The organism is Comamonas odontotermitis, from assembly GCF_014207855.1.
Classification (GTDB): Bacteria; Pseudomonadota; Gammaproteobacteria; order Burkholderiales; family Burkholderiaceae_C; genus Comamonas; species Comamonas odontotermitis_A.
The window spans coordinates 71,649-84,888 of sequence record NZ_JACHKZ010000001.1 but is presented as its reverse complement, the minus strand read 5'-3'; the positions used below and the strand labels follow the sequence as shown (position 1 = coordinate 84,888).

Genomic DNA, 13,240 nt, shown 5'->3' with positions numbered 1-13,240 from the left:
CCATGCACTTGCTCAGCACCCGCCCGGGCGGTTTTGTCGAAGACGACAGCATCATCACCCGGCTGGACCAGACGCCCGCCGAAATGGTGGTACTCAGCTCGGCCGACACCACGCTGTCCCTGCTGGCCGACGCCTACCGGCTGTGGCAACAGTCTGAAGCGCCTGGGGCCGTTCCCACCTTGCGCCTGGCGAACCTGCTGCACCTGCGCCAGAGTGCATCGCTGGATCTGTACATCGACGAGGTGCTGCAGCATGCCCGGCTGGTCATCGTCGATCACTTGGGCGCCGAATCGGCATGGCCCTATGGCATCGAACAACTGCGCAAGCTTGCACTGCAGCGTGGGCAGCAACTGGCCATGTTCTCGGGAGACAGCCAGGAGGATGCCGAGCTATTGGCCAAGGGCACACTGGCTCCCGCGCAAAGCCGCATGCTGTGGCAGTACCTGCGCGCGGGGGGGCTCGCCAATGCACGCGAGTTCTTGCGCATGGGCGCAGCCTGGGGCCTGGGCAACGCCATGGACGCTGCGCCGGTGCGTGTGCTGCCACCCGTGGCCGTGCATGTGCCCATGGCGTGGGCGAGCGCTGAGCCGGGCCACGGCAGACCAGGCCTGGGTCACATCGCTGGCCTGGATGATCTGCAGGCACATTGGGTGCCGGGCGCGCCGGTGGTCATGCTCGTGTTCTACCGCTCGCACCTGCTGGCGGCCAATACGGATGCCTTCGATGCCATGGCAGAGGCGCTGCTGGCCCAGGGATTGAACCCACTGCCGCTGGCCCTCGAATCGCTGAAGGACGCGCTGTGCCTGCAAACCCTGCGGGCGCTGTGCACGACCCATGGCGTGCAGCTCATCCTCAACACCACTGCGTTTGCTGCGCTGGGCGAGCATGCGCGTGTGGGCACAGAGGCTGATGCACTCGCGGGTGACATTCCGGTGCTGCAGGTGATTGCCAGTGGCGCCAACCGCGACGACTGGCTGGCCGACCACCAGGGCCTGCGCCCGCGCGATATTGCCATGCAGGTGGTGTTGCCCGAGATGGATGGCCGCATCATGACGCGCGCCATGAGTTTCAAAGGGCTGGCTCACCGCTGCGAGCTGACGCAGACCGATGTGGTGGCCTACCAGGCAGAGCCCGACCGGGTGCAGTGGGTGGCCGAATTGGCTCGGCGCTGGTGCACGCTGCGCCGCAAGCCCGCTGCCGACAAGCGTGTCGCACTGGTGCTGGCCAATTACCCTGGCAGCGAGGCGCGCATCGGCAGTGGCGTGGGGCTGGATACGCCCGCATCGGTGATCGCGCTGCTGGCCCAACTGGCGCGTGATGGTTGGAATCTCGGCGATCCTGCTGATCAGCCCGCAGACGGTCTGGCCCTGATGGAGCGCCTGCAGCAAGGCATTGCCAATGACCCTGCCAAGTGGCCGTTGCGCCGTGCACACCAGGGCTACTCGCTGCAGGCCTACCGCCAGCGCCTGGCGCTGCTGCCCGAGGCCATGGCCGATGCCATCGCCCAGCGGTGGGGCGCGCCCGAGCGGGATCCGATGCTGCGTGATGGCTGGTTCATGGTTGCCGGGGTGCAACTGGGCCATGTGTTCGTCGGCATCCAGCCCGCGCGCTCGCTTGATGGCAGCAACGATTACGCGCAGTACCACGACGCTGATCTGGTGCCGCCGCACCATTACCTGGCCTTCTATTTCTGGCTGCGCGATGGGTTTGCGGTTGACGCCTTGGTGCATGTGGGCAAGCACGGCAACCTGGAGTGGCTGCCGGGCAAGAGTCTGGCCTTGTCGCAGCAGTGCTGGCCTGATGCCATTCTGGGGCCGATGCCCCATGTCTATCCGTTCATCGTCAACGACCCTGGTGAAGGCGCGCAGGCCAAGCGCCGCAGCCAGGCCGTCATCATCGACCACTTGATGCCACCGCTCTCACGCGCCGAAAACCATGGCCCCATGCAGGAGCTGGAGCGGTTGGTGGACGAATACTACGACGCGCTCCTGGTGGACCAGCGCCGCGCCGCCATGCTGCGCAGCCAGATTCTGGAGACTGCCCGCAGCCAGGATTTGCTGCGCGAACTCGGGGCATCAGCCGGGCCGGGTGAGCAGGATGAACAGTTGCTGGAGCGCATCGATGCATATCTGTGCGAGCTCAAGGAAACCCAGATTCGTGACGGGCTGCACATCTTCGGCAGCTCACCCAAAGGAGCATTGCGCGACAGCACCCTGCTGGCGCTTGCGCGCTACCCGGCACCGGGAGAGCAAGGTTTACTCAACGCGCTGGCTGCCGATCTGCTGCCGGATTGCGACTGGAATCCGCTCGACATGGATGCTGCTGCCGCATGGAATGGGCCGCGCCCGCAGGTGCTGGCCGATCTGGATGCAAGCCTCTGGCGCCATGGCGGCGACACGCGCGAGCGCCTGGAGCTGCTGGCGCTGCGCGTGCTGCAGGATCCAGAGGTAGCCCATGGTTGGCCGCAGACGCAGCATGTGCTAGCGCGCATCCACGAGCAGATCGCGCCCGCGCTCGATGCATGTGGAAGGGAAGAACTGCGTCAATTTTCGCGCGCGCTGCAGGGGCGCTTTGTGCCACCGGGGCCCAGTGGCTCGCCTTCGCGTGGGCGCTGCGATACCTTGCCCACGGGGCGCAATTTCTACACCGTGGATACGCGCGCCATCCCCACGCAGACGGCATGGGCGCTGGGCCAGCAGGCCAGCGAGCGGTTGATTGCGCGCTACCTGCAGGAGCATGGCGAGTACCCTGCCGCCATTGGCATTTCGGTCTGGGGCACGGCCACCATGCGCACGGGTGGCGATGATATCGCCCAGGCTTTTGCATTGATTGGCGTGCGCCCCAAATGGGCGCCAGGCAGCCAGCGGGTGGTGGATTTCGAGCTCATCCCGCGCGTGGGCCTGCGCCGTCCGCGTGTGGATGTGACGCTGCGCATCAGCGGATTTTTCCGCGACGCGTTTCCTGGCGTCGTGCAGATGTTCGACGCTGCGGTGCGCGCCGTGGCAGCGCAGGACGAGGACGCCGAAGACAACCCCATTCGCGCCCGCGTGCTGCGCGATGCTGCCACATGGGTGGCGCAGGGCATGGACGAAGCCCAGGCCCGCGAGCAGGCCTTGTGGCGCGTATTTGGTGCGCCTGCGGGCAGCTATGGTGCCAGCATGCACGAGCTGCTGCGTTCGGGCCAGTGGAGCGATGCGGGCGACTTTGCACGTCACTACCTGCACTGGGGCGCATTTGCCTACGGCCAGCAGGCCGATGGGATTCCGGCACGCCAGGCGCTGGAGCGCCGCATGCAGGGGTTGGATGTGGTGCTGCAGAACCAGGACAGCCGCGAGCACGATCTGTTGGACTCCAGCGAGTACTACCAGCACCAGGGCGGCATGGTCGCCGCCGTGCGCCATCTGGGCGGTGGCGAGCCGGCCGTCTACCATGGCGACCACGGAAATCCGCAATCGGCCAGGATCCGGTCGCTCGCCGAAGAGATCGGCCGCGTGGTGCGTGCCCGCGTCACCAACCCCAAGTGGATCGCGGGCGCCATGCGCCACGGCTACAAGGGGGCATTCGAGATGGCGGCGACGGTGGACTATCTGTTTGGCTTCGATGCCACCACACAACTGGTGTCAGACGTGCACTATGCCTTGGTCACCGAAGCCTATGTGCAGAACGAGAGCGTGCGGCAATTCCTGCGCGATCACAATCCCCAGGCGCTGAGCGATATTGTGGGGCGGTTGCTTGAAGCCATTGACCGTGGCATGTGGGCGCAACCCGGCGCGCTGCACGATGCGCTGCTGGCACACATGCTGACGCAGGAGGAATTCATGGAAGGACGGGTACCGCAATGACACCGACATTTCCTTTGTCTGCGATCCGGGGTCAGCCGCAGCTGGTGCAGGCCCTGCTGCTCGCGGCCATCGAGCCCGCGCTGGGCGGCGTGCTGATCCAGGGGCCGCGCGGCACGGCCAAATCGACGGCGGCGCGCGCGCTGGCCGATCTGCTGGCGCCCGCGCCCTTTGTTACCTTGCCGCTGGGGGCGTCCATCGAGCATGTGGTGGGCAGTCTTGATCTGTCAAAGGCGCTGTCGGGCAACGAAGTGGCTTTTGCTCCCGGTTTGCTGGCCAGGGCGCATGGCGGTGTTCTATATGTTGACGAGATCAATCTGTTGCCCGACGCCATCGTCGATGTGCTGCTGGACGTGGCGGCCTCCGGCGTGACCCGCGTGGAGCGCGATGGCATCTCGCATGGCCATGCGGCGCGCTTTGTGCTGATAGGCACCATGAACCCCGAAGAGGGCATGTTGCGCCCGCAATTGCTGGACCGTCTGGGCCTGTGCGTGCAACTGGCAAATGCGCAGGACCCTGCGCTGCGCAGCGCCATCGTCAAGGCGCGGCTGCGCTTTGATCTCGATCCTGCCGGTTTTGTGGCGGCGCATGCCACCCAGCAGGCCCCTATGGCCGAACGCCTGCAGCAAGCTCGCACGCGTTGCGCCAAGGCGGCCGAGCTGCCATGGAGCGATGCGGTACATGAGGAAGTGGCGCGCCAGTGCATTGCCGCCTGCGTGGATGGCCTGCGCGCCGATCTGGTGATGCTGCGTGCGGCGCGCGCGCTGGCCGCCTGGGAGGGCAGCGACGCCATCGAAAGCCACCATGTGGCCGAGGTGGCGCCATTGGTGCTGCTGCACCGGGCAAACCAGACGTCCGGTGATGCCGCGCAACGGCAGGCCCTGCCTTCATTGCCTGCTTCCGCGCCGGTGTCTGAGCCATTACCCGAGCCATTACCAGCGCTTGCGGAAGCGGTGCCTGAACCATCGGCACCGCCGGCTCAATCCACCAGCCCAAGACAGAGCAACCCCCCGGCGCAGGAGCTGGAGCAGCCGCCACCCGATTGGGGTGCGCCCCGGCCCATGGCCAGCGCACCTGTCAGTGCGCTGCAGGCAGATGCGCTGGCGCAGGCCGCCATGGAGGCCCTGGCCGCAAAAAAAGCCCGCGCCCCCGGCCTGCCGCGCTGACGCCATCGGCATACCGCCCCGGTCGGGGGCAGGCATCGGCAGCCATGGCCAGTGCCGCACTCGCTGGCCATGCGCAGCCCGTGGCGCAGCGCGAGCTGGGGGCTGTGCTGGATTGGCCTGCGATATTGCGTGCTCGCCAGGGTCAGCCGCTGACAAGCGAGCATCTGCGCTGGCGCCGGAGCCTGGGCCAGCCTCAGGCGCTGCATGTGTTTGCCCTGGATTGCTCGGCCTCAATGCTGGAGAGCGGTGCTTTCGCAAAAGCCAAGGGCGTGCTGCTGCAATGGCTGCGCTGGGCCTATCTGCAGCGCGTGCCGGTGGCGTTGTTGTGCTTTGGCGCAGGGCAGTTGCAGTGGAAGCTGTTGCCGGGCAGGGCACCGCAGTGGAATGCAGGATTGATCGAGCCGTTGCCGGGAGGAGGTGGTACGCCCTTGGCGCTGGCCTTTCATGCGGCCTGGGCGCTCGTGGCCAAGCGGCCCGAGGCGCGCCCGCATTTTTGGGTGCTGAGCGATTTTCGCAGCGCCGATGTGCTGTCCTTGGTACAGGATAGCGCACCTGCGCTTTCGCACATTCTGGTCGATTGCGAACCCGCTGCCCGCTCAGGCCCGCGTTCCTTCGGGGGGGCAGAGCGGCTGGCCCAAGCCTGGCACAGCGCCGTGCGCTTACAGCCTTTTTGAAAGAGGGCAGCAACCATCTTGGGTGCTGCGCTTGGTACCTAAGGGAGAGGCAATTGCCGCAGGCACTGCACGATGCGCCGCGCTGCTTCATCAATGCGCGGGCCGGGGCGCACGAGTGCATCGAACTCCGCATTGGGAATACGGCAATAGCGTTGGTTGCGCAACGCGGCAATGCTGCTCCAGCCCTGGCGCTTGGGGGGCGGCACCGGCATGTCGGCCATGGTGATGATCACGTCGGGGTTGGCCCGCACCACGTATTCGGGGCCGAGCTTGGGGTACATGGGCAGATCGCGCCCGGCAATATTGACGAGACCCAGGCCATGCAGCGTCTGGCCGATGAACGAGGCTTCGCCAGCAGCTGCCATGCCGCTGTGCAGTTCAAAATACACCTTTTTGCCTTGCCACTGTCTGGGCATTTCGCTGCGCAGCAACGCCATGCGCTCGTGCATCTGCTGCCACAGCCGTGTGCCAGCGCCGGGCCGACCTAGCAGCGTGGCCAGTACTTCCAGCTCGCGCGCCATGTCTTCGTAGGTCTGGGCGTTCAGTGTCAGCACCTTGATTCCCAGGCTCTCCAGGCGCTCGTCCACCTTGTGGCCGGGACGCGCCAGCACGACATCGGGCTTGAGGGCTACGATGCGTTCGATATCCGGGTCGCGCAGGCTGCCTACCTGGGGCAGCAGGGCCACTTGCTGCGGCCAGGTGGAGAAACGGTCTACACCCACCAATGTGTCGCAACCACCCAGCGCACAGATGGCCTCGGTGAACGACGGTTGCAGCGAGACGATGCGACGGGCAGGTGCCGCAAAGGCAATGGTTCTTTGCTTGGCATCGACGAGCTGAACGGCAGTGCCCGCATTGGCGAGTGCGGCAGGCGTGAGCACGGAGATGGCCGAGGACAGCGCCAGTACCTTGAGATAGTCGTTCATCTTCTTGTTGCGATGGGGATGCCCCGATCGTGTATGACCGGTGGGCGCAAGATGCTCATATTTTAATAGTGGATTACTGCCGCTTGCCGGACTGGCGGGGCGGATAGATGGCGCGGGTGTCCGCGTCATCGCCATGCTCCAATGCGCTGGCCTGCGCTTGCAACAACTCCAGGCTGCGCTCCAGCTGTTGCTGCTGCTGGGGATCGAGCGCCGCAAGCAGCTGCAGGTTGATGGCACGCACTTGCGGCAGCAGTTCGTCGTGCAAGGCCTGGCCAGCAGCAGTCAGCTGCAGCGCGGCACTGCGGCGATTGGCGCTGGTTGTCTCTTTGTGCAGTAGGCCCTTGGCTTGCATGGATGCGATGGCACGCGAGATGCGTGCGCGGTCCAGCTCCAGGTGCGCGGCCAGCTCTGAAGGCGACAGGCCCGGTACGCGCGCCAGCCACATCAGCACACCCCATTCGCGCCGGGTGATGCCATAGCGCCGCTCCAGCATGCGGGTGACCAGGCGCCCGGCAGCGGACGAGAGCTTGTGCAGGCGGTACATCAACAGATCGCCCGGCTGCTGCGGATTGGCGAGCGTTGGTGTGCTGGTGGTGGCGGGCTGCGGCAGGCGCGGCATGCGGGTAAATCCTGTGAACAGTTGATTAGAACAATTGTGCCTGTGCTTTTTATATTGAGGTAACACGACCGAGCTGCAGCGGGTGGCACAAGCTTATTTCCGCCAGTCATCAAAACCTCGGCAACATAAGAGCAACTAGCACAACCCAGCAAATCGTAGATTTGCGTTTGAGACGAGGCGCGAAGCCGCGGGCAGTACAGACGTACGACAAGGCGAAGCAACGACGTATCAAGGGTTGTGGTAGTGGCTCCAAGCAGCATTGCTGTAACGATTCAAGGAGAGTTTCCCCATGGTTCAACGCCGTCAATTTCTCGGCCGCTCGGCGGCATGGGCCGCAGCGCCTGTTCTGGCCACTACGGCTGCGCTGTGGGCCGCCCCCGCACAGGCGCAGGAGGTGCTGCGCATCATCGTGGGTTACCCGCCCGGCGGCGCGACGGATCGCGTGGCACGCATCGTGGGTGACAAGCTGCAGGCCAAGATCGGCGCGAGCGTGGTTGTGGAGAACAAGGTGGGCGCAGGGGGCCGCGTGGCGGCGCAGTACGTCAAAAATGCCCCGGCGAGCCAGCCGATGCTGTTGCTGGCCAACCCCGCTGTGATGGTGGTGGCGCCCTTGGTGGTGAGCGATCTGGGCTACGACGCCGACAAGGATTTTGTGGCAGTGAGCGAGGTGAACAGCTATGTGTTTGGCGTGGCGGTGTCAAGCGCCGTTCCGGTCAAGGAGATGCAGCATCTGCTGGCGTGGCTCAAGGCCAATCCGGCCAAGGCCAACATCGGTGTGCCCGCGACAGGCAGCCTGCCGCACTTTTTTGCGTTGATGCTGGGCCAGCAGGCGGGTGTGCAGGCCGAGGCCGTGGGGTACAAAGGCTCGTCGCCGCTGCTGACCGATCTGATGGGTGGGCAGGTGCCGGTGGCGGTCGATACGCTCGATACCCTGGTGCAGCAGCACAACGCGGGCAAGCTGCGCATTCTGGCGGTGAGCGGCGATGCGCGCAACGCTGCCGTGCCCCAGGTACCGACCTTGAAGGAGGCGGGCGTGAATCTGGCCGCTGCAGGCTGGAACACCTTTTTTGCCCCCAAGGCGATGCCAGCAGCGCAGGTACAGCGCTATGGCGATGCAATCCAGAAGGTGATGAAGGATCCAGAGGTGCACAAGCAGTTTGCAGCCAACTACCTGGACCCGGTGGTCAGCAACATGGCGCAGACGCAGCAGCGCCTGGTTGCTTACAAGCAGCAGTGGGCTCCAGTGATTCAGGCATCTGGCTACAAGCCTTGATGGAGATATTGAGAGCCATACCGTAGGCGTTGGAGGCCAGTCTCTGGAGATGGGTGCTGATTGCTATTGTTTTTGAACGTCAGGCACCCACCAGGGGTGCGCGGACGGCTGATTTGATCTGAATGCTGTGTTGAAACGACCGAATATCATTTTTATCGTGGCCGACGACCTGGGCTACGCCGATCTGGGCTGCTATGGCGGGCGCGATGCCAGCTTTGGCGCCGTATCTCCCAACATCGATGCGCTGGCAGCGGCTGGCTTGCTGCTCACGCAGGGGTATTCCAACTCGCCCGTATGCTCGCCCACGCGCTTTGCGCTGATGACGGCGCGCTACCAGTACCGGCTGCGCGGGGCACTGGAAGAACCTATCCGCACGGCAACGCGCGGCAACCCGGATCTGGGCCTGCCACCCCAGATGCCCACCTTGCCCTCCTTGTTGAAGGAAGCCGGTTACCGCACTGCTCTGATGGGCAAGTGGCATCTGGGCTATCCGCCGCATTTCAGCCCATTGAAATCAGGGTATGAAGAGTTTTTTGGCCCCATGTCGGGCGGTGTGGATTACTTCACCCATTGCGGCGCGAACGGCCAGCACGATCTGTGGTTTGGCGAGGCCGAGCGTGCGCAGCAAGGCTACCTGACCGACCTGATCACCGATTATTCGCTGGACTACATCGAGCGCATGGCAGCAGGCGCACGGGGCGATACGCCTTTCTTCCTGAGCGTGCATTACACGGCGCCGCACTGGCCATGGGAGACGCGCGACGACGAAGCGCTCTCGCGCGAGCTGGTGGAGAACCAACAGGCCATCTACCACCTGCACGGTGGCAGCGTGGATACCTACCGCCGCATGATCCACCACATGGACGAGGGCATCGGCCGCATCGTGGCGGGCCTGCAGGCGCAGGGACTGCTGGAGGACACGCTGATTGTCTTCACCAGCGACAACGGTGGCGAGCGCTTTTCAGACAACTGGCCGCTGGTGGGCGGCAAGATGGACCTGACCGAGGGCGGCATCCGCGTGCCCTGGGTGGCGCATTGGCCGCGCCTGATTGCGCCGGGCAGCCAAAGCCGCCAGACCTGCATGACCATGGACTGGAGCGCAACCATGCTGCAGATCGGTGGCGCCAAGCCCCATACGGACTATCCGCTGGATGGCCAATCCTTGGTGGCGCTTTTGGAAGACCCGCTGTGGAGCAATGACCGCCCGCTGTTCTGGCGCATGAACCACCGCGGCCAGCGTGCCATGCGCCATGGCGACTGGAAGTATCTGCGCGTCGATGGCATCGACTATCTCTTCAATCTGAAGGCGGACGAGCGCGAGCGCGCCAACCTGGCCGCCGTGATGCCAGAGCGCCTGGCCAGCATGCTGCTTGCCTGGGAAAGCTGGAATGCCACGATGCCTGCCATTCCTGGCGACGCAACGGTAAGCCTGTGCTACACCGAAGAGGACATGCCGCAGCGTTGATAGAGCGGCAGTGGTGTTGCAGAAAACAAAGCTGCCAGCGCCCTTGACAGAGGCGCTGGCAGCTTTTTTATATGCGTAGTGGTGATGCGGCACGGGTGCCGCTGCGTTCGCGCTACTTGGTGGTTGCCGGAATTTTGCTCAGCTGCGTGGGTACGGGCTGGGGTACGCCATTGTTTTTGCAGCCTTTGGCTGCGTCCCAATCGGCGCCTACGGGAAAGCCGTCGCCCAGCAGCAGAGCCGAAGACAGTGGCTTGCCGTCAAAGTCAACGGCCTGGTCCTTGGCGGTGATGGCGCCCTGCAGGCCCGTGGGGTTGGGCATGGACAGCACTTCGCAGGTGACCTGCTTGGACAACTGCCCATTGTTGATACGTTGTACGAAATAGGCGGTAAAGCCTTCGGCATGGGTCACCGTGGATGCCAGCAGCGTTGCCGCTAGGGCCAGGGATGTGCGAATGTGCATCAAAGTCTCCTGAATCAATCTATGTTCAATGGGTGGGCGCAGAGGCGCCTCTCAACCCTGGGCCCGGCGGCGGCGCGCGCCCAGCGCAGCAAACCCTGCCAGCAATGCAGACAGCATACCCAACGCCCAGGTGCCCAGCGAAGGCACGGCAGTGGCAGTGGCTGGCGGCGTGGTGACCAGAGCCAGCATCAGTCCGCCATCCTGGCTGGACTGCAGGGCATAGGTCTGGCCGTTGATCACCAACGGTGCGGACAGCACAAAGCTGTTGGCGGGCACCGGTTGCGTGCTCTTGATGAGTTGCAGTCCGTTGAGGGTGACCGGGTCGATATTCTGCAGACCGGACAGGCTCAGCGTGGTCTGGCCGCTGACAGCGCCATTGATCACGATCGTATCCGGCACGACGGCGGCCTTGGTGGTGGCCGCAGCGCTTTTGGCAGCGGCAGCAGGCGCCAGATCGAGCTTGACGGTGCCTTGTTGTCCCACCCAGGGGCCGTTCACCGTCAAGGTCTGGCCGGCTATGCCATCTGCCAGATTGACGGTGCCGCCATTGCGGATACCCGCAACGCTTGCATTGCCGCTGGCCGTGATGTCGAGGGTTGCTCCGCTCGCAATGGCGATCTGGCTGGTGGCCAATGCGGTCTCCACACCTGTGCGCAGGCTGCCGGCATCAATGCGGGTACCTCCGGTGTGGGTCGCATTGGCGGCCAGCGTCAGGCTGCCCGCGCCGGTCTTCGCCAGTGTGCCCACGTAATCTGCATCGGTCTTGGCGGCCAACTGGTCGATACGGGCCTGCCAAGCGGCAAGGCCTGCGTCCACACTGATGTTGTTGTATTTGGCGTAGGACTGGATATAAGCCGCCATGGCAGCAAGGTCCCGTCCGTTGATAAATTTGTCGTAGGTGGTTTTGAACGTGGCATTGGTACGCCAGTCGGGGTACAGGTTCTGGTCTTCCAGTGCTGCCAGCAACGGTTTGCCGTAGGTCACATCGGCCAGCAACTCGTTGCGCAGATTGTCGGCGGCAGAGGCTGGCGTTGCTGGCAGATCGAATATGGCCTTGAGCTTGACCAGCGCGTTTTCGTAGCCAGCCAACACTTCGGGCGTGATGGCTGGAATGCTGAATTTCTCTTTCTGCAGCAGATCGCGGTTGGCGGGCCAGTCGGCAATTTCCTGCTGGTCGTCCATTTTGCGTTGCTTGAGGGCGGCTTCGCTGATCGGATTGGTCCACACATCTGTCGCGCCATCGGCAATCTGGGCCTCGAAGGTGCCCAGCAACTGGCTTGGGCCGGACATGGCCTTGTCCATATCTGGCACACCCCAGCCAAAGCGCGCATTGGGCACATCTTCAGGGCCATCGCCCAGGTGGCGAGAGGTCGTCAGCAGCACGGTACGCACGGCCTGGTTGGAGAGGGTTGGGTAGCGCTCCATCAACACGCCCAGCGCGCCGGTCACGTGGGGGGCGGCCATGGATGTGCCGCTGGAATTGGCGTAGGCGGTGGTCTGCGTGGCCTCGGTGATCGCACTGAGGCTTCGGATGCCGCTGCCTGGAGCGGAGACGCACCAGTATTTGGCCAGACCGCAGTGCTGCGAAAACGAGGCAAGCGTCAGCGGAGCGGTGTTGGCCAGTGCCGGCACGGCGATCCAGTTGGCTTCGATATCGGACTTGAAGAACGGTACCGCCGAGCGCAGGTTGACATTGGGGTACTGTGTATTGCCAGCCGCAAACACCTGCAGCGCCTGGGTTCCGCGGGTGACGTCAACGACCGCATCCAGCCAGGTCTTGTCCTTCGCATCGGGCTCCAGCCGCGCGTGGGTGGCCAGGAAATACTTGCCAAAGTTGCGCACCAGGCTGGTGAGCGTCGAAGTGTCGCGTGTCGTGCCGGGGCTGCCCCAGCTGCTGTTGGTGACACGCACGCCTTGCGCGATCAGGTCGCCGTAGGCAGCCTTGAAGTAGTTGTAATCCATGTTGGAGCCGTAGATTGCGGCGTCGGCCCCATTGGTATTGGCGATGTAGTACTTGCTGTTGAAGGCCACACCCATCATGCTGGTTGCATCGCCTGTCTTGGCCGCTGCAATGGTGCCCGAGACATGGCTGCCGTGGTTGTCGTTGACTCGCTCTGCCGAGGGCTTGGTGAAGTCGTAGTTGATGGCGCCATTCACGTTGAAAGCGTCGCCCGCATTCCACGCCCCTTTACGGGTGGGCGGCACAAGATAGCCGCTGTTCAGATACGTGCCCGAGATGGTGATGGCGACCGGGTCGCGGTTGACAAATTTGACGTGGTTGAGCCGCAGGCCGGAATCGACCGAGCCCACCTTCACATCCTTGCCCGAAAAGCCACGCGCGTAGGCAAATTGCGCGTTCATGGCCCCCAGCCCCCAATCGCCTTTGAACTCGCCGTGGTCGGCCCAGGTCTGGGCGGCTGCAGCCAGATCGGTATTGGGGCTGCCGTCGTAATTGGTATAGACCTGTGCAGTCGCGGATGCGGCCCACGCAGGAGCCAGCGCTACAAAAATGGCGCGCTGGATGGAATGCCACTGAGGTGCCCGCTTGTGGCGCGGACGGGGGAAGGGATAGGCTACCGCCATGTTGTCTCCTGGTAATTTATCTTTGTGATAGGCCTAGTTAACACCATAAAATGATGTAATTAAACCTATGAGGAATCACAATGTAGTCAGGTGGACAGCGGTAAAGGGTCTTGAAGTTGTATTTATTTGAAACTAAATGTTTCTTATTTGCGCTTCACAGAAGAGAGCAATGCCAGGCACTCGGGAAAACGATGAACGTGCCGACTGGTTATTGGCCTTTGCCAATGCAGGGAAG

The 13,240-nt window shown here is 63.8% G+C and carries 9 protein-coding genes; 5 read left to right on the top strand and 4 right to left on the bottom strand.

Going from position 1 to position 13,240, the window contains the following annotated elements:
- Positions 1-2 precede the first annotated feature (2 nt).
- Genes cobN through HNP33_RS00340 form a run of 3 tightly spaced genes read left to right on the top strand, consistent with a single transcriptional unit; the run spans position 3 to position 5,679 of the window.
- Positions 3-3,842, top strand: coding sequence for a cobaltochelatase subunit CobN (cobN, locus tag HNP33_RS00350; protein ID WP_184704103.1), 3,840 nt, complete (start codon positions 3-5; stop codon positions 3,840-3,842).
- Positions 3,839-5,005 carry an ATP-binding protein gene (locus tag HNP33_RS00345; protein ID WP_184704101.1) on the top strand — a complete coding sequence of 389 codons (1,167 nt, stop codon included), beginning with the start codon at positions 3,839-3,841 and terminating at the stop codon, positions 5,003-5,005. Before cobN ends, HNP33_RS00345 begins: the two co-directional genes overlap by 4 nt.
- Before the next feature lie 44 nt (positions 5,006-5,049).
- Complete coding sequence (locus HNP33_RS00340) at positions 5,050-5,679, top strand: vWA domain-containing protein (RefSeq protein ID WP_233464152.1); 630 nt, start codon at positions 5,050-5,052, stop codon at positions 5,677-5,679.
- Between the two features lie 38 nt (positions 5,680-5,717).
- Here the strand turns inward: HNP33_RS00340 and HNP33_RS00335 are convergent, their stop codons facing one another.
- Together HNP33_RS00335 and HNP33_RS00330 are read right to left on the bottom strand one after the other, a co-directional pair.
- Positions 5,718-6,605 carry an ABC transporter substrate-binding protein gene (locus HNP33_RS00335; RefSeq protein ID WP_233464149.1) on the bottom strand — a complete coding sequence of 296 codons (888 nt, stop codon included), beginning with the start codon at positions 6,603-6,605 and terminating at the stop codon, positions 5,718-5,720.
- Between the two features lie 73 nt (positions 6,606-6,678).
- On the bottom strand, positions 6,679-7,224 hold the full coding sequence (locus tag HNP33_RS00330; RefSeq protein WP_184704097.1) for a MarR family winged helix-turn-helix transcriptional regulator: 546 nt from the start codon (positions 7,222-7,224) through the stop codon (positions 6,679-6,681).
- Positions 7,225-7,513: 289 nt separating this feature from the next.
- On the opposite strand from HNP33_RS00330, the gene HNP33_RS00325 reads away from it, so the two are divergent.
- Positions 7,514-8,497, top strand: coding sequence for a Bug family tripartite tricarboxylate transporter substrate binding protein (locus tag HNP33_RS00325; RefSeq protein WP_184704095.1), 984 nt, complete (start codon positions 7,514-7,516; stop codon positions 8,495-8,497).
- A gap of 127 nt (positions 8,498-8,624) precedes the next feature.
- Positions 8,625-9,962, top strand: coding sequence for a sulfatase (locus HNP33_RS00320; RefSeq protein WP_184704093.1), 1,338 nt, complete (start codon positions 8,625-8,627; stop codon positions 9,960-9,962).
- Between the two features lie 112 nt (positions 9,963-10,074).
- Here HNP33_RS00320 and HNP33_RS00315 read toward each other — a convergent pair whose 3' ends face one another.
- Together HNP33_RS00315 and HNP33_RS00310 are read right to left on the bottom strand one after the other, a co-directional pair.
- The gene (locus HNP33_RS00315) at positions 10,075-10,422 is read right to left on the bottom strand and encodes a hypothetical protein (RefSeq protein ID WP_184704091.1); all 348 of its coding nucleotides are present in this window, start codon (positions 10,420-10,422) and stop codon (positions 10,075-10,077) included.
- Between the two features lie 51 nt (positions 10,423-10,473).
- Positions 10,474-13,005 carry an IPTL-CTERM sorting domain-containing protein gene (locus HNP33_RS00310; RefSeq protein WP_184704089.1) on the bottom strand — a complete coding sequence of 844 codons (2,532 nt, stop codon included), beginning with the start codon at positions 13,003-13,005 and terminating at the stop codon, positions 10,474-10,476.
- Positions 13,006-13,240 lie beyond the last annotated feature (235 nt).

Coding starts and splice junctions, on each gene's coding strand:
- HNP33_RS00330 (WP_184704097.1), bottom strand. CDS start 7,224: ATGCCGCGCCTGCCGCAGCCCGCCACCACCAGCACACCAACGCTCGCC.
- HNP33_RS00310 (WP_184704089.1), bottom strand. CDS start 13,005: ATGGCGGTAGCCTATCCCTTCCCCCGTCCGCGCCACAAGCGGGCACCT.
- HNP33_RS00315 (WP_184704091.1), bottom strand. CDS start 10,422: ATGCACATTCGCACATCCCTGGCCCTAGCGGCAACGCTGCTGGCATCC.
- HNP33_RS00340 (WP_233464152.1), top strand. CDS start 5,050: ATGGCCAGTGCCGCACTCGCTGGCCATGCGCAGCCCGTGGCGCAGCGC.
- cobN (WP_184704103.1), top strand. CDS start 3: ATGCACTTGCTCAGCACCCGCCCGGGCGGTTTTGTCGAAGACGACAGC.
- HNP33_RS00335 (WP_233464149.1), bottom strand. CDS start 6,605: ATGAACGACTATCTCAAGGTACTGGCGCTGTCCTCGGCCATCTCCGTG.
- HNP33_RS00345 (WP_184704101.1), top strand. CDS start 3,839: ATGACACCGACATTTCCTTTGTCTGCGATCCGGGGTCAGCCGCAGCTG.
- HNP33_RS00325 (WP_184704095.1), top strand. CDS start 7,514: ATGGTTCAACGCCGTCAATTTCTCGGCCGCTCGGCGGCATGGGCCGCA.